Source organism: Dongia sp. agr-C8 (assembly GCF_054658695.1).
Window position 1 is genome coordinate 64,923 of record NZ_BAAGHZ010000004.1, and the last position, 18,466, is coordinate 83,388.

Here is an 18,466-nt window from a genome sequence, read left to right on the forward strand (position 1 = left end):
ATCCGCAGCTCATGACCACAGCTTGCGCAGGCGTTCGCGGTTGGCCTGCATCCAATAGAGCGCCAAGGTCAGCGGGCCGTTGCCGGTCGTGCCGTGCTCGATCAGGCCCGGTATCTCCTTTGCGTCGTGGAGCGTCGAGCGGATGTCTTCATGCTCGGTGGCGAGGCCGTGCACGCCGCCCGCCTGACTGGAATCCATGCGGCCGCAATAGAGGATCAGCGTCTCGTTGCTCATGCCGGGGCTGAGCAGGAATCGCGTCATCTCGACCAGATCGGTGATCTTGCAATTGGCTTCCTCGATCGCCTCGCGGCGGGCGAGTTCTTCGGGCGTCTCGTCCTTGTCGGAGATCCCGGCAATCACCTCGCGCTGCCAGGCCGGCATGCCGGCGAGATGGGCGGCGAGGCGGAACTGCTCGATCAACAGGATCTTGTCGGCGATCGGGTCATAGGGGAGTACACCGACGGCGGTGGTGCGCAGCACGATTTCGCGCGTGAAGGGACCGATCATCCCGCCGCCGAAGCGTTCGTGCTGCACGGTGAATTTCGCCAGCTTCATGAAGCCCTGGGAAAGCCATTCCTGGCCCAGGACTTCGATTTTTCCATCCATGCTTGCCTGCTGTTCCATTGGGGTTGCGGCACTATACAGCGCCGGGGCGGGAAAGCTAGATTGCCGCCCGACAAGGAGAGACCACATGCCGCGCGATCCACGTTACGACATCCTGTTCGAGCCGGTGAAGATCGGTCCGGTCACCGCGAAGAACCGATTCTTCCAGGTGCCGCATTGCAACGGCATGGGGCATTACAATCCCGAAGGCCATGCGGCGATGCGCGGCGTGAAGGCGGAAGGCGGCTGGGCCGTGGTCGCGACAGAAGAGGTCGAGATCCACCCGAGCGGCGACGTCTCGCCCTATATCGAAGGCCGGCTCTGGGACGACAAGGACATACCCGGCCATGCGCTGATGTGCGAGGCGGTGCATAAGCATGGCGGGCTGGCCGCGATCGAGCTCACGCATAACGGCACCTCGGTCTCCAATCTCTCCAGCCGCGACGTGGCGATCGGGCCCTCGCACCAGATGACCAACTACTGGCCCTGGCAGGCGCGCGCGATGGACCTGCAGGATATCCGCGACTACCGCCGCTGGCATCGCGAAGCCGCCTTGCGCTCGAAGAAGGCCGGCTTCGACATCGTCTATGTCTATGCCGCGCATGACCTCAGCCTGGCTCTGCATTTCCTGCTGAAGCGGCGCAACCACCGCAGCGACGAATACGGCGGCTCGTTCGAGAATCGCATCCGCCTGTTCCGCGAACTGATCGAGGACGCCAAGGACGCGATCGGCGACACCTGCGCCATCGCCGTGCGCTTCGGCGTCGATGAGAAGATGGGTGCCGACGGCCTGCTGCATGACGGCGAGAGCCGCGACGTGATCGCCAGCCTGGCCGAGCTGCCCGATCTCTGGGACGTGAATATCAGTCCCTGGCGCCATGACTCCGCGGTCTCGCGCTTCGCGGAGGAGGGACATCAGGACTCCTACATCAGCTTCGTGAAGCAGCTTACCACCAAGCCGGTGGTGGGGGTCGGACGCTACACCTCGCCCGACCGCATGGTGAGCCTGGTGAAGAAGGGCGTGCTCGACTTCATCGGGGCGGCGCGGCCCTCGATCGCCGATCCCTTCCTGCCGAAGAAGATCGAGGAGGGGCGTCCCGACGACATCCGCGAATGCATCGGCTGCAACATCTGTGTCTCCGGCGATATGACCATGTCGGCGATCCGCTGCACGCAGAACCCGACCATGGGCGAGGAATGGCGCAAGGGCTGGCATCCGGAGATCATTCCGGCGAAGCAATCCAGCGATCGCATCCTGGTGGTCGGCGCCGGGCCGGCCGGGCTCGAAGCGGCGCGGGCCCTGGGACAGCGCGGCTATGAGGTGCACCTTGCCGAGGCCACCGCCGAACTCGGCGGGCGGGTATCGCGAGAATCGAAGCTGCCGGGTCTCGCGGCCTGGGGGCGGGTGCGCGACTATCGACTGACCCAGCTCGACAAGCTTTCCAATGTCGAGATCTATCGCGACAGCCGGCTCAGTGCCGAGCAGATCCGCGAGTTCGGCTTTGAACGGGTGGTGCTGGCGACGGGCGCGCGCTGGCGCCGCGACGGCGTCGGGCGCAGCCACTGGAATCCGATTTCTGGACTGAGTGGCCCGCAGGTCTTCTCGCCCGACGACATCATGGAAGGAAGGCTGCCGGCGCAGGGGCCGGTCGTGGTCTTCGACGATGAGCATTACTACATGGGCAGCGTCATCGCCGAGCGCCTGGCGATGGCGGGACTGAGCGTCACCCTGGTCACCACCGGCGACGTGGCCGCGAGCTGGACCGCGCACACGCTGGAGCTCATGCCGATCAACCAGCAGCTTCGCAAACTCGGCGTCGCCGTGGTGACCGCGCATGACGTGGCCGGCTTCGACGGCAGCGCCGTGAGGTTGGCGAGCAACTACGGCGATCCGCCCCGCACCCTTCCTGCAAGCGCCGTGGTGCCGGTGACCTCGCGCTTGCCGGAAGAAGCCTTGTACGCGGCATTGCAGGGGGAGCCCGAGGCCTTGCGCGAGGCCGGGATCAAGACGGTGACCCGGATCGGCGACTGCCTGGCGCCGGGCTTCATCGCCCATGCGGTCTATGGCGGCCACCGCTATGCACGGGAACTCGACGCGCAGGCCCAAGGCGAAGTATCGTTCAAGCGGGTAGTCTGGGCGCCTGCCAATCCTTGAAACAAGATGGACCAAGGAGCGCGTGGAATGACAATCGAGGAAAAGCAGTTCGTCACCAGCCTGGCGGAGCTCGATGCCCTGGTGCCGCCGGCGACCGGGGCGGCGGCCGGCAAGACCATGCCGCGGATCGAACGCTATGCCCGGCAGTTCATCGATCTCTCGCCGTTCTGCTGTCTCGCGACCAGCGACGGTAAGGGCCATGCCGACGTGACGCCGCGGGGCGACAAGCCGGGCTTCGTGCGGGTGATCGACGAGAAGACGCTGCTGGTCCCCGAGCGGCCCGGCAACAACCGCATGGATTCGCTGCGCAACATCATCCAGAATCCGTCGCTCGGGCTGCTGTTCTTCATCCCCGGTTTCGAAGACACGCTGCGGGTGAATGGCCGGGGGCGGGTGACCCGGGATCCCGGCCTGCTCGCGGCTTCGGCGGTCGATGGCAAGCTGCCCAAGTTCGGGGTCGTGGTTGCGGTGGACGAGGCCTTCTTCCACTGCGCCAAGGCATTTCGCAGGTCGCGACTGTGGGATCCGGCCGCCCAGCTGCCCCGCAACACCATGCCGACCCTGGCCCGGATGATCATGGATCAGATGGCCGAAGCGGCGAATGAGGCGCTCCCCGCGCAGGCCGAGGTCTCGGCGGTGGATGCCGACATCGAAGAGAACTACCGAACCGAGCTCTATTGAGGCCAAAGTCACACCTTAGGGTGTTTCAGGCCCCTGGGGTTAACCCAGCATTCAGGACTTGAACCTAGTCTGGCGGCTTGCGTAACAGCCCCGGACTCGCCTTGTCCCAATGGATTTGAAGGCCTTTCTCAGCAACCCCAAGCAAGCACCCCTGGCCGCCGTCCTGGCGCTGGGCGCGCTGGGCTATTTCGGCGCCGCCGAGCTCGGCCTGGTGCTGGCCAGTCTCAACCCGCATGCCGCACCCGTGGCGCCGGCGGCCGGAATCGGCGTTGCCCTGCTCATGGTTTTCGGCCGACGGGTGTGGCCGGCCATTACCCTGGGCGCGCTGGCCGCCCATGGCCTGGCCGGGGGCGGAATCGGCATCGCCGGCACGGTCGCGGTGGGCGAGACCCTGGCGGCCCTGGCCGGGCAGCTGGTGCTCTCGCGCAATCTCACCTGGCATGGCGAGAAGCTGCCGCTCGGCACCACCTTGGGCTATGCCGCGGCTTCGCTGCTGGCATCCGTCATCTCCGCCAGCATCGGTCTCCAGAGCCTGCATCTTGCGGACACGCTCGGCCGCACCTCCGGCGCCGAGGTCTGGCTGACCTGGTGGACCGGCCATGCGCTGGGCGTGTTCCTGCTGGTCCCGGCGCTGCTTTCCCTGGCCGAAGCGGACTGGCGACGGCCGCGCTGGAGCCGCGCGTGGAAGGGTGCCGCGCTGGTCGCGATCACCCTGGCCGTCAACCTGTTCGCCTTCATCGACTGGCGCACCGGCGTGGCGATCTTCGCGAGCTTCCCGCTGATGCTGGCTGCCTTCCGCTGGTTCTCGGTCCGCCTTGGCCTCTGGCTGGCCTGTCTCGTCGTCGCGGTCTGGGTCGCGGCGACGGCGTTGGGCTTCGGTCCTTTCGCCAGCGCTTCTGAGAATGCCGACCTGCTCAATGCGCAGATCCTGGCCGCGGCCCTGGCTTTCGCCGCGGTGGCGCTGGCCGATTTCGGCACCGGCGGATCGCGCTGGATCGGCATCGTCTTCACCAGCGGCGCCGCGATCGCCGCGCTGGTGTTCTTCGCCAGCGATCTCAACCGCCGTTCGCACGACATCCGGCAGTTCGACGAGCTGATTCAAGGCGCCACGGAAGAGCTGCAGAAGCGCATCGGCACCTACACCGACATCCTGCGCGGCGGCGCCAGCATGTTCGCCGCCTCGGACGGCATCACCCGCTCGGAATGGGAGGTCTATGTCAGTTCGATCGACCTGCTCGGCCGCTATCCCGGGGTTTACAGCATGGGTCTGGTGGTTCCGGTCAAGCACGCCGATCTCAGTGCCTTCAAGGATGCCATGCGCGACGACGGCCTGCCGCTCCTCAACGTGCGGCCGGTGCCTGGCGGCGCGCGCGACGTCGACGAGCATTTCCTGGTCATCCGGGCGGGACCGGAGAGCGCGATGCGCTCGCCGGTCGGCCTCGATCTCGGCTCGGAGCCGAGGCGCCGTTCCGCGGCGATGGCCGCCCGCGATTTCGGCGTTCCGACCATGACCCATTCCCTGACGCTGGCCGCGGATGGAGGCCCGCGTCAGGGCTTCGTCCTGTTCGTGCCGAGCTATTGGGCGCATCGCCCGGTCGGGACCGTCGCCGAGCGTCGCGCCGCCTTTCGCGGCTGGATCAATGCGCCGGTCGCGGCCGACCTGTTCTTCACCGCCGCCTTCAAGCGGTTCGGCGGCGCAATCCAGGCCGAGGTGTTCAACGGGGTCGGCACCCATGAGCCGGCGGTCTTCAGCAGCTTCGGGCCGCCGGAGCGCAATCCGGCCGGACCGGCGGGCCGCGAAACCCTGATGATGCTGAGCGGCCATGCCTTCCAGATCGCCTGGCAGCCGGGCCCGGCCTTCGCCAGCGCGCCGCGCAGCGAGCCGCCGCTGCTCTCCGCGGCGGTCATCCTGATCGCCACCATCTTCAGCGCCCTGGTGGCCAACCTGCAATCGACCGGCGCGCGCGCGACCGCGATCGCCAACCGCATCACCGCCGACCTCGCCGCCAGCAACGAGCGCTTCAGCCTGACCGAGGCGCGGCTCAAGGCCGCGATCGAGGCGATGGACAGCGGATTCGCGCTGTTCGACGCCGACGATCGCCTGATCCTGCACAACCGCACCTTCATCGACGCGCAGACCCAGGCTGCCTTCGGCGATCCGATCGGCCATAGCTTCGAGGAGTTCGTGCGCTTCAACATCCACTCGCACAGCGCCTTGGTCGAGACCGGACCGGATATCGAGGCCTGGGTGGCGCGGCGCATGGAGCAGCACCGCAACCCATCCGATGCGCCGTTCGAGATGCGGCTTTCCACCGGACAATGGCTGCAGGTGACCGAGCGGCGGACCGCCGACGGCGGCTATATGGGCATCTGGACCGACGTCACCAGCATCAAACAGGCCCAGGAGCGCCTGACCAACGCGATCAACGCGATGAGCGACGGCTTCGTGCTCTACGACCGCGATTTGAAAGTGGTGCTCTGCAACCAGCCTTGGGCCGACTACGTGGGGCACGAATCGCCTGAGTCGATCATCGGCCGCCCGGCGCTGGAACTGCTGCACGACTTCGCGCATGGCGACGTGACCGACGTATCGGCGAAGGCCGATCCCGAAGCCTTCATGGCACGCGTCATCGACCAGCACATCAACCCGCGGGAGGAGGCGCAGGAGCGCGTCCTGACCGACGGGCGCCGCTTCAGCGTGGTGATGCGCCGGACCTCGGACGGCGGCCGGGTCGGCATCTTCAGCGACGTGACCGCGTTGCGCGCCGCCGAGACCCGGTTGCGCGACGCCATCGAGAGCATCAACGAGGGCTTCGCGCTGTTCGACGCCGACCTGCGCTACGTCCAGTTCAACCGCCGCCTGCTCGAGCTCTATCCGAAATCCGCGCCGGCCATCAAGGTGGGCGCGAAGCTGGAAGACGTGCTGCGCTACGGCGCGGAGCGCGGCGAGTTCATCGACTTCGGTGACCGCAAGGACATCGACACCTTCGTCTGCGACTGGGTGAAATGCTTCCAGCGCCGCGAGCCCTTCGTCGGCGAGGAGATCCTCGCCGACGGACGCTGGGTGCTGATCAGTCACCGCCCGACCGCGGATGGCGGCTTCGTCAGCATCCGCTCCGACATCACCGCGCAGAAGAACCGCGAGATCGACCTGGAGGCGGCGAAGACCCAGCTCGAGGGGCTCACGGAGTCGCTGATCGCCACCACCGGCGACCTCCGCGCCGCGCGCGAGCGGGCCGAGGAGGCGAACCGCTTCAAGTCGAACTTCCTGGCGCAGATGACCCACGAGCTCAGGACGCCGTTGAACGCCGTGATCGGCTTCTCCGACCTGATCCAGCAGGAGATCTTCGGCGCGATCGAGCCGCCGCGCTATCGCGAATATGTCGGGCTGATCAGCGACAGCGGCAAGCATCTGCTGTCGCTGATCAACGACGTGCTCGATCTTTCCAAGATCGAGGCCGGCCGCATGGAGCTGAGCCTGGAACGCCTCGACGCCGCGGCGCTGGCGCATGGCGCCGCCGCCATGTTCGGCAAGATGGCGGTGGATCGCGGCCTCAAGCTGGAATGCCGGGCGGTGGCGCCCTGCCGCGAGATGCACGGCGACGAGCGCATCACCAACCAGATCATCTACAACCTGCTGTCCAACGCGGTGAAGTTCACGCCCGAGGGCGGACGGGTCGAGCTCGAGTTCGTGGAGAGCGGTTCCGGCGTCGATATCGTCGTGCGCGACACCGGCATCGGCATGAGCGAGGCGGAGATCACCAAGGCGATGCGGCCCTACGGCCAGATCGGCTCGGCGCTGGTGAAGAACGCGGAGGGGACCGGCCTCGGCCTGCCGCTGGTGAAGTCGCTGATCGAGCTGCACGGCGGCACCTTCCGGATCGCCAGCATCAAGGGTAAGGGCACGACGATGACCGTGCATTTCCCCTGGCAGCAGGCGCTCGAGGAGCAGCCGAAGCGCGCCGCCAGCTAGCCTCCAGCCTTCCTGACAGGAATCGTCAGGAGGCCGGGGCAAGGTCCGCTTCCGTCTTGCCGTCGGCTGCGGTTCCCGCTATGAGCGTTGGCATGCTGGAATACCTGAAAGACAAGAATCGTGCCTGGGCGGCGCGCAAGGTCGCGGCGGATGCCGGGTTTTTCAAGCGTTTGGAAGCCCAGCAGGCACCCGAATATCTCTGGATCGGCTGTTCCGACAGCCGGGTGCCGGCCAATGAGATCGTCGATCTCGATCCGGGCGAGCTGTTCGTCCACCGCAATGTCGCCAACCTGGCGCCGCCGCAGGACGCGAACTACCTCTCGGTCCTGCAATTCGCGATCGACGTGCTCAAGGTGAAGCATGTCATGGTGGTCGGGCATTACGGCTGCGGCGGCGTGCGGGCCGCGGTCGACGGCCAGCGGCGCGGCCTGGTCGATCACTGGCTGCACCCGATCCGGGAGGTCCACCACAACCACCGCCACGAGCTCGAGGCGATCGGCGACGAGGTCCAGCGCCTGAACCGGCTCTGCGAATTGAACGTGATCCGCCAGGTGAAGAACGTCGCCTCCGACGTTTTCGTACAGGAGGCCTGGGCGCGCGGCCAGGAAGTGAACGTCCACGGCTGGGTCTATTCGATCTCGACCGGCCATATCAACGATCTCAACGTCACCACCAGCCGCCCGGACGAGATCGAGCGTCTCGGCTGAAGCCGGCGGAGCAAGGGAGTTCGCCGATGCTCTACGCGATCATCTGCTACAACGACGAGAAGCTGGTCACCGCCTGGTCCAAGGCCGAGGACGACGCGGTGATGGCGCGGCTCGGCGCCATCACCGGCAAGCTCGCCGCCGCCGGCAAGCTCGGCCCCTGCGCGCGCCTGGTGCCGACGACGCAGGCGAAGGTGCTGCGCAAGGGCAAGGACGGCCCGGTCGTCACCGACGGGCCTTTCGCCGAGACCAAGGAGCACCTGCTCGGCTTCTACCTGATCGACTGCAGGGACATCGACGAGGCGGTCGCGATCGCCAAGGAGCTGCAGGCGGCCAACATGGGCCCGAGCGCCTATGACATCCGCCCGGTGCTGTTCTATGCGCCCAGCAGCCAGCTGCAGAACGCCGCCGAATAGGCGCTAATCCGCATACTCCGCCGGGGCCGCGGGCGCCGGCATGTGCGGCTTGTACTCGCCGCGCGGGTCAAGCTCGGGCGCGCCGTAGGTGCCCTGGGTCAGCGGCACGGCGACGTAGTCGCTCTGCTCTTCCGGCGTCTTGGCGCGGCGCCTGAGCGCGCGATAGGTGGTGAAGAGTGCCACCGCCAGGAAGCAGCCCGCCGCGAACAGCAGCAGCCCCTGCGGCCCCGAGGCATGCATCACCGCGCCGGCGATCGCCGGGCCGAAGCAGGAGCCGAGGCCCCAGGCGAACAGCAGGCCGCTTGAAGCCGCGACGAACTCGGACTTCTCGACGTAATCCGTGGTCTGGCCGACGCCCAAGGCATAGAGCGGGGATTCGAAGGCGGTCAGGATGAAGAACAGCACCACCATCCAGGTGAAGGTGATCCCGGGCAGCGCGTAAAGCAGCAGCGCCATGCCCGTGGAGACCAGCATGATCCCGATGATGATCGGGCGCCGGCCGAAATGGTCGGAGATGAATCCGATCGGGTACTGCGTCACCAGCGCCGCGACTGTGGTGATGGAGTAGAGCAGGCTCAGCTCCTTCTCGCCGAAGCCGTGGTCCTTGATATAGGCGGGGAACAGGCCGTAGAGGCCGGCATTCATCATGCCCGAGCCGAAGGCGCAGACCACGCCCGTCGGCGAGGCGCGGAACAGCCGCGAGAGCGGCAGGTGCTGGTGCTCGTCGATATTGGGATTGCCGACCTTGGTGACAGCCAGGGGGATCATCGCCGCGGAGAGCCCGATCGTCACCAGCACGAACAGCAGGATGCCGTTGGGCTCGTCGAAATTCAGCAGCAGCGGCGAGACGCCGGAGGCGGCCCAGCTCGCCGTCGTGTACATGGCGAAGACCCGGCCGCGATTCTCCTCCTGAGCCTTGTCGGTCATCCAGGATTCGATCACCACGAAGGCGCCGGCCAGCGCATAGCCGGCGCAACCGCGCAGCAGGATCCAGAAGGTGGGATCGTTGAGCACGGTGAACAGGATCGCGGCATTCGAGGCGCAGACCGCGAAGACGCCGAAGGCGCGGATATGGCCGACGCGCCGGATCATGCGCTGGCAGGTGAGGGTGCCCAAGAGGAAGCCGACGAAATAGGCCGAAGCCGCCGCGCCGACGACGAAGGTCGAAGCGCCGGTGGACGCCAGGCGGAAGCCGATCAACGGCGAGAGGATGCCGAGCGCGGCCTCCATCAGGATCACCGTCAGCAGCACCGGCGCCACCGGCTGTATGCTCTTCCACATCGTAAGCCCCCATACACGCGGCGAGTGCCTGTTGCACAGGCTGGTGCCACCCCCTCGATCGTCATGCCGGGACTTGGTCCCGGCATCCACGCCCTTTCGTCGTGCGGCACCCAAGGCGTGGATACCGCGACCTAGTCGCGGGATGACGGTGAATGGGTCGCGACGCTCTGTCTATTCAATTAGCGCCGCCTGGCCGCGCTTGTAGAGGCCGTTGGCGATTATCAGGCGCTGGATCTCGCTGGCGCCTTCCCAGATGCGGTCGACCCGGAGCTCGCGGTAGAAGCGTTCGGCGACGTTCTCCCGCATATAGCCGCGGCCGCCGAAGATCTGCACCGCGCGATCGGCCACGCGGTTGGCCATCTCCGATGCATACAACTTGGCCATCGAGGCCTGGCCGTGGCTGACCTTGACGTCTTCGCCGGCATCAATGGCTTCCGCCGTTCGGTAGGTCATCAGGCGCGCCGCCCAGAGCTCGGTCAGGCTGTCCGCCAGCATGAACTGCACCGCCTGTTTCTCGCTCAGCATCTCGCCGGACATCGGGCGTTCGCGGGCGAAGCGGGTCGCCTCGTCGATCAGCCGCGCCGCGGCGCCGCAGCAGCGCGCGGCGATCATCAGCCGTTCGTAGCGGAACCAGTCATAGGTGAAGGCCATGCCGCCGCCTTCCTCGCCGATCCGGTTCTCGACCGGCACCTTGACGTTGGTGAACTTCACGATCGGGTGGTGGGCCCGGTAGGTGTGCGAATAGGCCGGCGTGCGCACGACCTCGACACCCGGCGCATCGCGATCGACGAAGAACAGGCAGTGGCTGCCGACCTTGTCGCCGTCGGTCAGCTTGGCCTGGAAGATGATGTAATGGGCGAGGTTGAAGCTGGTGACATGCCACTTCTCGCCATTGAGCACGTAGCTGCTGTTGCCCTCGCGCCGCGCCGTCGCCTTGATCGCATCGACGTCGGAACCGGCATCGGGCTCGGTGATCGCATAGCATTCATGCCATTCGGCGCGGATCAGCGGCTTGATCCACTTCTCGATCTGCGCGGGTGAGCAGGCCTTCAGCATCCAGCTCTGCGGATTGTTGCCGCACCAGCCGAGCGCGTTGGTGACCCGGCCGAGTTCCTCCTGCGTCACCGCCTGCTCCAGCATCGAGAGACCCTGGCCGCCATGCGCGACCGGGATATCCATGTTGTAGAGGCCGGCCGCCTGCGCCCCGGCCTGATGTCGCTTCAGCACCTCGGGCGGTACCTGGCCGTCGTTCATCTCGGCATGGACTTCCCAGGGGATCAGCTCCTGGGTCACGAACTTGCGGACGCGTTCCTGGATTTCCCGGGCGCGGGGCGGAAGGGGGTAGGACATGAAAGGTCTTTCTAGGCTGCGAGATCGTGATGGAGCTTGGCGTTGACGGCGGCCAGCGTGCCGGGTTCCGGAGGTTCGGCGAGGCGCGCCACCGGCAATGCCCGCCGCACCATTTCGTGCAATTGCCGGAGTGCCGCTTCCTTCTCCGACAGGATGCCGAAGGAATAGCCGCGCGACTTCAGGCCCTGCTGCACCGAAGCGACCAGTTCTTCGTCTTCGCGCTGCACCTGGCTGTTGATGCGATAGTTGAGGTAGTGCGCCGCGCGATACTGGCGGTCCGGGTTGGGCAGGATCCAGCGCCGGGCGCGCAGCCGGCATTTGCCGGGCCCCATGGGCAGAACCTCGAAGCTGGTGGTCTTCTCCGGATAGAAGTCGAGCGCCATGTTGGGCAGCAAGGTGTAGTAGCACCAGGCGCGTCGCCGCGATTCCGGCAGATGTTCCGGCTGCGGCGCCACGCGCTGGTACATCCGCTCGCTCCAGTTCTCCGAGAGTCGATCACGAATGATGCCGATCTGGCGCGAGACGCCGGTCGGCTGCGCCTCGGCGCTGTAGGAGGCGCCGAACATGCGTTGCAGGCCGGGATGGCCGGTCGGGACGTGATAGCCTTCGAGATAGTTGTCGATCAGGTTCTTCCAATCGACCGCGATGTCGCAATACCAGCCGGTCCCGCGCGAGACCATCTCCGCCGTGCGATAGGCCTCCATCTCCGCGCGGTAGGGGGCAAACCGCTCGGCGACGCTCATGCCGCCGCCCGGCTTGAAGCGGACGAAGACGAAGCCCAAGAATACCTCGATCTCGATCGCCTTCAGGCCGAACTCCGCCTTGTCGATCGCCGGGAAGGTCTTCTCCGCCGGGATCGCCTTCAAACTGCCATCGTAGTTGTAGCTCCAGCCGTGATAGGGGCAGCGGATCGCATGGCCGCAGGAGCCGCTATCCCCGCTGACCAGCGCATGGGCGCGGTGCCGGCAGGTGTTGTAGAAGCCGCGCAGCGCCCCATCCTCGCCGCGCACGACCAGGCCGCGCTCGCCGCAATTCTCGACCGCGAGGAAATCGCCCGGTGCCTTCAGGTCGCTGACATGACCGGCGAGCGCCCAGCTCGAGAGCAGCAGATGCTCGCGTTCCAGCGCGAAGAACTCGGCATTGTCATAGGTCCAGCCGGGCAGGGTCTCGTCGCGGGCATTGCGCATGATCGGACTCCTCAGGCAGCGGAGGTCGAAACTTCGGCCGTGTCGGCGGCGAAGTGGTCGGGAAACAATCCGTGCAGGAACCGGCGCACCACGCAGCGCGCCACGTCGCGGTCGGTCTCCTTCGGGTTGATCAGCATGTCGAGCCAGAGTCCGTCACTCATGGCGCTGAAGCCTTTCGCGACCAGCATCGCGTCCGGCGTGCCCAGCTCGGCAAAGAGCGCCGTGGCGACGCTCTGGAACTCGCGGTTCAAATCCTGGCAGACCGCCATGAAATCCGGTCGCCAGCGCGTCTCGCCCCAGAAGGCATACCAGACGGTGACCGCCTTGCGGCTGGCGACCAGGCGCTGGAAATCGCCCTCCAGCATCGCGGCGATCTTCGCGGCGGGCGAGGGCGGAGCGGCGTCGATGCTGGCACGCCAGCGCTTGCGATACTCGCCGACCATGCTCTGCAGCGTCGCGTTCAGGAGTGCGTCCTTGCTCTTGAAGTAGAAGTTCACGATGCCGGTCGAGAGCTTCGCCGTCTCCGCCACCTCGGCCAGGGTCAGCTCGGAGAAACCCTTGCGCGCGATCACGTCGATCGTCGCCTCGATGAGCTGCTCCCGGCGGATTTCCTTGATTGCATCACGAGCCATCGGCAGCCCCAGTCTCCTGTTATCAAGGTGATAATTAGCATTCGTTGAATGATCATTCAATCAAAATAGGAAGTAATTATACGATCGTAAAACAAGCTTTGCGCGATTGCTGCGGGACGCTATGCTGCTGCAAACCTGGAGGAATCCCATGCCGTTCGATTTCCAGCAGACCGACGAGCAGCGCATGCTGGTCGAGACCGTGCGCGGTTTCATCGAGACCGAGCTCTATCCGCATGAGCGCACCGTCGACAAATTGGGGCATGTGCCGCCGGAGCTGGGGCAGGAGATCAAGGACAAGGCGAAGGCGTTGGGGCTCTATTCCGCGAACATGCCGGAGGAGGTTGGCGGCGGCGGGCTCGACGTCATGTCGCAGATGCTGTTCGAGCGCGAGCTCGGCAAGGTGAACTGGGCGGTGCAGAAGTTCGTCGGTCGCCCTTCCGCGATCCTGATGGCCTGCAAGGGTGAGCAGATCGAGAAATACCTGCTGCCCACCGTGCGCGGCGACAAGATGGAGGTCTTCGCGCTGACCGAGCCGGGCTCGGGTTCCGACGCGATGTCGATCTCGACCCGGGCCGAGGCCGACGGCGACGACTTCGTCATCAAGGGCCAGAAGCATTTCATCAGCGGCGTCGGCGTCCCGGATTTCGCCATCGTCTTCACGGTGACCGGCGTCGAGGAAACCAAGCGCGGTCCGCGCAAGCAAGTGACGGCGTTCCTGATCGACAAGGACACGCCCGGCTTCACCATGCGGCGCGGCCCCCGGGCGGTCTCCTATCGCGCCTATGACAACTACGAGCTCTTCTTCGACAATGTGCGGGTCAACAAGCGGCAGATCCTGGGCGAGCTGCACAAGGGCTTCGTCCATGCCGAGGAATGGCTGGTCGGCGGCCGGGTGTTCATCGCCGCCAATTGCTGCGGCAAGGCCGAGCGGGCGATGGAGCTGGCGCTGAACTGGGCCGCCACCCGCAAGCAGTTCGGCCAGGCGATCGGCAAGTTCCAGGGCGTTTCCTTCAAGCTCGCCGATATGAAGACCGAGCTGGCCGCCGCGGACGCGCTGGTGGCCTATGTCTGCTGGAAGCTGCAGAACGGCAGCATGACCAACGGCGATGCGGCGATGGCCAAGCTCTATGCCAGCGAGATGCTGGGGCGCGTCACCGACCAGGCGATCCAGATCTTCGGCGGCATGGGGCTGATGGAGGAACTGCCGCTCGAGATGATGTGGCGCGACGCCCGCATCGAGCGCATCTGGGAAGGGACATCGGAGATCCAGCGCCATATCATCTCCCGCGAGATGCTGCGGCCTTTGGAAGGTTGAGCGAGTATTCTTCACGCGGCTTCCTAGCCTTCCCCCATCTTGCGGGAAGGGACCTTGTGAAGAGGCTGCATTGAGTATGCGCGATGGCTGGCGGGGATCGCGAAGGCTCTCACCATCTTTCCCGCCCCCAGGATGGGGGCGGGCCACGACCCTGGTTGCAACGAGAAGGCCGCTAGATGTTTCGAAACGACCTGCTGAAAGGCAAGCGCATCCTGATCACCGGGGGCGGCACCGGGCTCGGTTTCGCCATGGGCCAGCGCTTCCATGAACTCGGGGCGAAGATCGTGATTTGCGGCCGACGCGAAGAGGTCTTGCGCGAGGCGGCGGCGAAGCTCGGCGGCGAGTATCACGTCTGCGATATCCGCGACACGGCGCAGGTCGATGCGATGCTGGGATCGATCTGGCAGAACGGCCCGCTCGACGCGCTGGTGAACAACGCCGCCGGCAATTTCATCGCCAAGAGCGAGGATCTCTCGCCGCGCGCGGTCGATGCCGTGCTCGGCATCGTGCTGCACGGCACCGCCTATGTCACGCTCGGCTGCGGCAAGCGCTGGCTGGCGGCGAAGCAGCCGGCATCGGTGCTTTCAATCGTCACCACCTATGCCTGGACGGGCTCGGCCTATGTGGTGCCCTCGGCCATGGCGAAGGCCGGCGTGCTGGCGATGACGCGGAGCCTGGCGGTGGAGTGGGGCGGCCGCGGGATCCGCCTCAATGCGATCGCGCCGGGGCCGTTTCCGACGCCGGGCGCCTGGGAGCGACTGGTGCCGCGGCCCGAACTCGCCGAGACCTTCGAGACCCGGAATCCCCTGGGCCGCGCCGGCAAGCATGAGGAACTGGCCAACCTCGCCGCCTTCCTGATGGCGGAGGAGACCGGCTATGTGAACGGCGAGGTCGTCACCATCGACGGCGGCGAATGGCTGCAGGGCGCCGGCCAGTTCAACTTTCTCGGCGCCGCGATGAGCGATGCCGATTGGGCGGCGATGAAGCCGAAGAAGAAAGGCTAGTCGCGATCGCGCTTCAGGCCCTCGAGCGCGAGGTCGCCGGTCTGGATCGCGTGGCGTAGATTCTCCAGCGCGCGCTCAACTTCCTCATACATGAACCGCGCGCGCTCAAGGTAACGGATGTCGGATTCCGAGATCGGCCCATGCTCGGTGCTGGTGAGGTCGAGGGCCTGGGCGAAATAGCGGCCCTTCAGCTTGGCGGCGAGGCGAGCCAGGCGCTGCACCTCGGCCGGCGTCGCACCGACGACGGTGCCGCTGATCTCGGTCCGGGTGAAGCTGCGAATGTCCGAGGCGAGGTGCACGAGATACTGGCCGACGGTTGGCGGGTTTTCCAAGCGCGCCTTGGCCGAGGAGGCGGGTGCGCGCAGGGTTGGTCCGGCGGGGGCGGGCCCGTTGGCGTTGGCGGGCCGGGTGGCGACGACCGGCGCCGTTCCGGGCTTCACGGGCTTCGGCTCTTCGCCACGACCGAACATTGACAGCATCGACATACTCCCCGTCTGCAGGCGGACTGTTTGCGGGGATTCTGAATGCAACTCTCGTGCCGGGGTGGTTCACCGCTAACGATATGAAATCGCCGGATTTCTGGTCGGGAGATGGGCGGCAGGAATTGCCAGTTCAGGCGAAGACGAAGGCGCCTTTGCCGCGTCCCTTGGCCCCGGCCAGGGCTTCGAAGGCCTTGCCGATCAGCATGTCGGCATTGTCGGCACTGGTCGGGAACAGAGAGATCCCGAGGTTGACCGGGAACCTGTGCTCGAGATCGCCGAGCGGGAAGGGCTTGCTCAGTTCCTGGACGATCTTCTCGGCGACGATCTGGATGTCTTCGACCCGCGGCATGGATTCCACCAGGATCGCGAGCTGGTGATGCTCGAACCGCGAGACCGTGTCGCTGGCCCGGAGCACATGCGAGACCCGCTCGGCCGCGACCTGCATCACGATGTCGCCGATCGCGTCGCCGGCTTCCTGCGGCAGGTCGGCGACCTCGAGCAGGAGGAGGGCGAAGAAGTCCTTGTTGCGTTTGGCGCGCCGCGCGGCAAGGCCAAGGATCTCCCAGAACAGGAACTGGCTGGCCAGCCCGGTCGAGGGATCGAACAGCCGCGGCAGCCCGCGCTTCTGGCCGGCGGCGCCGGTGGCGATCACGGTACGGATGGCGCGGCGCAGGGCGCGCGCGTTCATCTCGTCGTCGAACAGGCAATCGGCGGCGCCGGCGCGTTTCAGCGATTGCTCGGTGGGGCGGTCGAGCTTGCCGGTCAGCGCGATCAGCGGGCCGCGCGAGGAGACGCTGGCGACGGTGCCTTCCGCCTTGCTCGTCCCGCCGCCCAGGAGCGGCTGCAGGTCCAGCAGGATCACGTCGTAGGCCGCATCGCCCTCGAGGGCTTCGGACGAGGTCGCGGCGCGGCGCACGACATAGCGGTCTTCGCCGAAGCTTTCGCACAGCCGGTCGATGGCCGCGAACACGGCCGGCGATTCGGAAATCACCAGCAATCGCACGATGCGGGGAAGTTCGTTACCGGCCATCATTCCTATCCGGGCGGAGGGTTGGCTTTGAACCTGCCATTTGGGGTTTAAGAAAATCTTAAACACGGTTACGACGCTGCCATGACGATCGACCCGATGCTGCAAGACCTTTTGGCTTCAGTGCCGTTGCTGGCCGAGCGCCCGGCCGCGCAATGGATGGTGCATCCGCTGGCCGGCATGACCAACCGGAGCTGGCGGGTGGCTGCCGCGGACCGGGATTTCGTGCTGCGGGCGCCGGGTGCTTCCTCGCAGCGCTACCTGTCCCGCGCCCAGGAATTTCACAATGTCGCGATCGCCGCCGAACTCGGCATCGCCCCGGCGCTGCTCTACGCCGATGCGCAGACCGGGGTCACGCTGCAGCCCTTCCTTGCCGATGCCAGGGCGCTGACGCCGGAGGATTTCGCGGCGCCGGAGATCGCCCGCAAGATCGGCGCGCTGCTCGGGCGGCTGCACCGCTCCGGCCGGGCCTTTCAGGGCGAGATGCGGGCCTTTCCGATCATCGACACCTATCTAGACCTTGCTGCCGACGACCGGCTGCGGCGCTTGCGCTATCGCGCCGAGCCGATCCGCGTCGCGTTGGAGGCGCATCCGGTCGCACCGGTGCCGAGCCATATCGATCCCAATCCCGCCAACTTCCTGCTGCGCACCGACGGCATGCTGCAGCTGATCGACTGGGAGTTTTCGGCGATGTGCGATCCGGCCTGGGATCTTGCCGCGATCGTCATGGGCGGCCGGATCGATCGCCCCGCCTTCGCGCAAGGCTATGGTGCGCTGCCGGGCGAAAGCCGGCTCTGGCTGATGCGTGCCGCCTTGCACCTGGTGGCGGGGAGCTGGACTTACGCGGAGATCGCCGGAGGCAATGCGGCACCCGGCCTGGATGCCATGCTGGAGCGGTATCTCAGCGACCTGGAGCGGATGCTGGACCATCCGGCTTTGAAACGGCACCTCGCGGCGCTGCGCTAGGCCCGCAGCAATTCCCGCGCGGCGTTGAGATCCCATTCTGCGCGCTCGCAATTCGCAAGATGGCGGCCGATCAGGCGGCGGAAGAAATCGCCATGGCCGACCACGGCGATGCGCTCTTCCGGGCGCGCGGCGATCAAAGCCGTGAACGCCTGCACGCGCTCCTGGAGATGCGCCTCGGTCTCCTGCGGGAAGCCGAGCGGGCAGGCGGGAAGATCGTGCCGCCACCAGGGGTCGTCGAGTGCGCTGAAATCGAGATGCGGAAAGTCGGCGCTGAGCGCCGCGACCTCGCGGCCGATGTCGCAGCTGCTGATCTGCCATTCGCGGTGCACGGCGCAGATCTCGATCGGGATGTCGCGGTCGCCGAAGATGCCATGCGCGGTCTGGATCGCGCGGGTCAGCGGCGAGGCCAGCACGATGTCGTAGTCGCGGTCCCGGTAGCGGTCCCGCGCCGCCGTCACCTGCTGTTCGCCCAGCGTCGTCAGCCTGGCGTCGTAGTGCATCGGATCCTGGCCGGTCGCCTCGTAATGGGCGTTGAAGGTGGACTGGCCGTGGCGAATCAGGTCGACGGATCGGGGCATGGTCTCTCTCGGGTTTTCGCGCGCATGTTGTTCTAAAGGGTCATAACGGAAAGTTAAACCCGGCCGGCTGCATGGCAGGGTTCCGCTACCCGCTTGACATTGTCCCGACTTC

General features: G+C 66.3%; 16 protein-coding genes. 8 read left to right on the plus strand and 8 right to left on the minus strand.

All coding sequences use genetic code 11. From position 1 onward, the window contains the following. Window positions 1-9: 9 nt before the first annotated feature. Complete coding sequence (locus tag ACYQ4T_RS20525) at window positions 10-606, minus strand: NUDIX domain-containing protein (RefSeq protein WP_459858235.1); 597 nt, start codon at window positions 604-606, stop codon at window positions 10-12. An 85-nt stretch (window positions 607-691) separates the two neighbouring features. On the opposite strand from ACYQ4T_RS20525, the gene ACYQ4T_RS20530 reads away from it, so the two are divergent. The 5 genes from ACYQ4T_RS20530 to ACYQ4T_RS20550 all read left to right on the plus strand — a co-directional run bounded on the left by ACYQ4T_RS20530 (window position 692) and on the right by ACYQ4T_RS20550 (window position 8,532). Then, a complete protein-coding gene (locus ACYQ4T_RS20530) occupies window positions 692-2,758 on the plus strand; it encodes an oxidoreductase (RefSeq protein ID WP_459858238.1) in 2,067 nt (688 codons plus the stop codon). A gap of 27 nt (window positions 2,759-2,785) precedes the next feature. Then, window positions 2,786-3,439 carry a pyridoxamine 5'-phosphate oxidase family protein gene (locus ACYQ4T_RS20535; RefSeq protein ID WP_459858241.1) on the plus strand — a complete coding sequence of 218 codons (654 nt, stop codon included), beginning with the start codon at window positions 2,786-2,788 and terminating at the stop codon, window positions 3,437-3,439. A gap of 109 nt (window positions 3,440-3,548) precedes the next feature. After that, window positions 3,549-7,412 carry a PAS-domain containing protein gene (locus tag ACYQ4T_RS20540; RefSeq protein ID WP_459858244.1) on the plus strand — a complete coding sequence of 1,288 codons (3,864 nt, stop codon included), beginning with the start codon at window positions 3,549-3,551 and terminating at the stop codon, window positions 7,410-7,412. Window positions 7,413-7,504: 92 nt separating this feature from the next. Next, window positions 7,505-8,119, plus strand: a complete 615-nt coding sequence (locus tag ACYQ4T_RS20545) for a carbonic anhydrase (RefSeq protein ID WP_459858247.1) — start codon at window positions 7,505-7,507, stop codon at window positions 8,117-8,119. 26 nt (window positions 8,120-8,145) lie between these two features. Next, entirely contained in the window at window positions 8,146-8,532 is a 387-nt protein-coding gene (locus tag ACYQ4T_RS20550; RefSeq protein ID WP_459858249.1) for a YciI family protein, read from the plus strand. A 3-nt stretch (window positions 8,533-8,535) separates the two neighbouring features. Here ACYQ4T_RS20550 and ACYQ4T_RS20555 read toward each other — a convergent pair whose 3' ends face one another. The 4 genes from ACYQ4T_RS20555 to betI all read right to left on the minus strand — a co-directional run bounded on the left by ACYQ4T_RS20555 (window position 8,536) and on the right by betI (window position 12,982). Further along, window positions 8,536-9,813, minus strand: a complete 1,278-nt coding sequence (locus ACYQ4T_RS20555; RefSeq protein ID WP_459858251.1) for an MFS transporter — start codon at window positions 9,811-9,813, stop codon at window positions 8,536-8,538. A gap of 171 nt (window positions 9,814-9,984) precedes the next feature. After that, window positions 9,985-11,163 (minus strand): acyl-CoA dehydrogenase family protein, encoded by a 1,179-nt coding sequence (locus ACYQ4T_RS20560; RefSeq protein WP_459858253.1) that lies wholly within the window; start codon window positions 11,161-11,163, stop codon window positions 9,985-9,987. Between the two features lie 11 nt (window positions 11,164-11,174). Further along, the gene (locus ACYQ4T_RS20565; protein WP_459858255.1) at window positions 11,175-12,350 is read right to left on the minus strand and encodes an aromatic ring-hydroxylating oxygenase subunit alpha; all 1,176 of its coding nucleotides are present in this window, start codon (window positions 12,348-12,350) and stop codon (window positions 11,175-11,177) included. Window positions 12,351-12,361: 11 nt separating this feature from the next. Next, entirely contained in the window at window positions 12,362-12,982 is a 621-nt protein-coding gene (betI, locus tag ACYQ4T_RS20570) for a transcriptional regulator BetI (RefSeq protein ID WP_459858258.1), read from the minus strand. Between the two features lie 148 nt (window positions 12,983-13,130). Here betI and ACYQ4T_RS20575 point away from each other — a divergent pair, with 148 nt between their 5' ends. Further along, on the plus strand, window positions 13,131-14,297 hold the full coding sequence (locus ACYQ4T_RS20575) for an acyl-CoA dehydrogenase family protein (protein ID WP_459858260.1): 1,167 nt from the start codon (window positions 13,131-13,133) through the stop codon (window positions 14,295-14,297). 176 nt (window positions 14,298-14,473) lie between these two features. Beyond that, a complete protein-coding gene (locus tag ACYQ4T_RS20580) occupies window positions 14,474-15,301 on the plus strand; it encodes an SDR family oxidoreductase (protein WP_459858263.1) in 828 nt (275 codons plus the stop codon). On the opposite strand, the gene ACYQ4T_RS20585 is transcribed toward ACYQ4T_RS20580, so the two are convergent. Both ACYQ4T_RS20585 and ACYQ4T_RS20590 read right to left on the minus strand, forming a co-directional pair. Continuing rightward, on the minus strand, window positions 15,298-15,780 hold the full coding sequence (locus ACYQ4T_RS20585; RefSeq protein WP_459858266.1) for a hypothetical protein: 483 nt from the start codon (window positions 15,778-15,780) through the stop codon (window positions 15,298-15,300). The two genes, ACYQ4T_RS20580 and ACYQ4T_RS20585, sit on opposite strands and share 4 nt — an antisense overlap. Window positions 15,781-15,913: 133 nt before the next feature. Further along, a complete protein-coding gene (locus ACYQ4T_RS20590; RefSeq protein WP_459858269.1) occupies window positions 15,914-16,816 on the minus strand; it encodes a diguanylate cyclase domain-containing protein in 903 nt (300 codons plus the stop codon). Window positions 16,817-16,894: 78 nt separating this feature from the next. Here ACYQ4T_RS20590 and ACYQ4T_RS20595 point away from each other — a divergent pair, with 78 nt between their 5' ends. Continuing rightward, complete coding sequence (locus ACYQ4T_RS20595) at window positions 16,895-17,776, plus strand: choline/ethanolamine kinase family protein (RefSeq protein WP_459858271.1); 882 nt, start codon at window positions 16,895-16,897, stop codon at window positions 17,774-17,776. On the opposite strand, the gene ACYQ4T_RS20600 is transcribed toward ACYQ4T_RS20595, so the two are convergent. After that, window positions 17,773-18,354 carry a histidine phosphatase family protein gene (locus ACYQ4T_RS20600; RefSeq protein ID WP_459858273.1) on the minus strand — a complete coding sequence of 194 codons (582 nt, stop codon included), beginning with the start codon at window positions 18,352-18,354 and terminating at the stop codon, window positions 17,773-17,775. The genes ACYQ4T_RS20595 and ACYQ4T_RS20600 overlap by 4 nt on opposite strands. Between the last annotated feature and the right edge of the window lie 112 nt (window positions 18,355-18,466).

Excerpts from the sequence above, each read along its gene's own strand:
- ACYQ4T_RS20525 (WP_459858235.1), bottom strand. The coding sequence starts at position 606 with ATGGATGGAAAAATCGAAGTCCTGGGCCAGGAATGGCTTTCCCAGGGC.
- ACYQ4T_RS20530 (WP_459858238.1), top strand. The coding sequence starts at position 692 with ATGCCGCGCGATCCACGTTACGACATCCTGTTCGAGCCGGTGAAGATC.
- ACYQ4T_RS20535 (WP_459858241.1), top strand. The coding sequence starts at position 2,786 with ATGACAATCGAGGAAAAGCAGTTCGTCACCAGCCTGGCGGAGCTCGAT.
- ACYQ4T_RS20540 (WP_459858244.1), top strand. The coding sequence starts at position 3,549 with ATGGATTTGAAGGCCTTTCTCAGCAACCCCAAGCAAGCACCCCTGGCC.
- ACYQ4T_RS20545 (WP_459858247.1), top strand. The coding sequence starts at position 7,505 with ATGCTGGAATACCTGAAAGACAAGAATCGTGCCTGGGCGGCGCGCAAG.
- ACYQ4T_RS20550 (WP_459858249.1), top strand. The coding sequence starts at position 8,146 with ATGCTCTACGCGATCATCTGCTACAACGACGAGAAGCTGGTCACCGCC.
- ACYQ4T_RS20555 (WP_459858251.1), bottom strand. The coding sequence starts at position 9,813 with ATGTGGAAGAGCATACAGCCGGTGGCGCCGGTGCTGCTGACGGTGATC.
- ACYQ4T_RS20560 (WP_459858253.1), bottom strand. The coding sequence starts at position 11,163 with ATGTCCTACCCCCTTCCGCCCCGCGCCCGGGAAATCCAGGAACGCGTC.
- ACYQ4T_RS20565 (WP_459858255.1), bottom strand. The coding sequence starts at position 12,350 with ATGCGCAATGCCCGCGACGAGACCCTGCCCGGCTGGACCTATGACAAT.
- betI (WP_459858258.1), bottom strand. The coding sequence starts at position 12,982 with ATGGCTCGTGATGCAATCAAGGAAATCCGCCGGGAGCAGCTCATCGAG.
- ACYQ4T_RS20575 (WP_459858260.1), top strand. The coding sequence starts at position 13,131 with ATGCCGTTCGATTTCCAGCAGACCGACGAGCAGCGCATGCTGGTCGAG.
- ACYQ4T_RS20580 (WP_459858263.1), top strand. The coding sequence starts at position 14,474 with ATGTTTCGAAACGACCTGCTGAAAGGCAAGCGCATCCTGATCACCGGG.
- ACYQ4T_RS20585 (WP_459858266.1), bottom strand. The coding sequence starts at position 15,780 with ATGCTGTCAATGTTCGGTCGTGGCGAAGAGCCGAAGCCCGTGAAGCCC.
- ACYQ4T_RS20590 (WP_459858269.1), bottom strand. The coding sequence starts at position 16,816 with ATGATGGCCGGTAACGAACTTCCCCGCATCGTGCGATTGCTGGTGATT.
- ACYQ4T_RS20595 (WP_459858271.1), top strand. The coding sequence starts at position 16,895 with ATGACGATCGACCCGATGCTGCAAGACCTTTTGGCTTCAGTGCCGTTG.
- ACYQ4T_RS20600 (WP_459858273.1), bottom strand. The coding sequence starts at position 18,354 with ATGCCCCGATCCGTCGACCTGATTCGCCACGGCCAGTCCACCTTCAAC.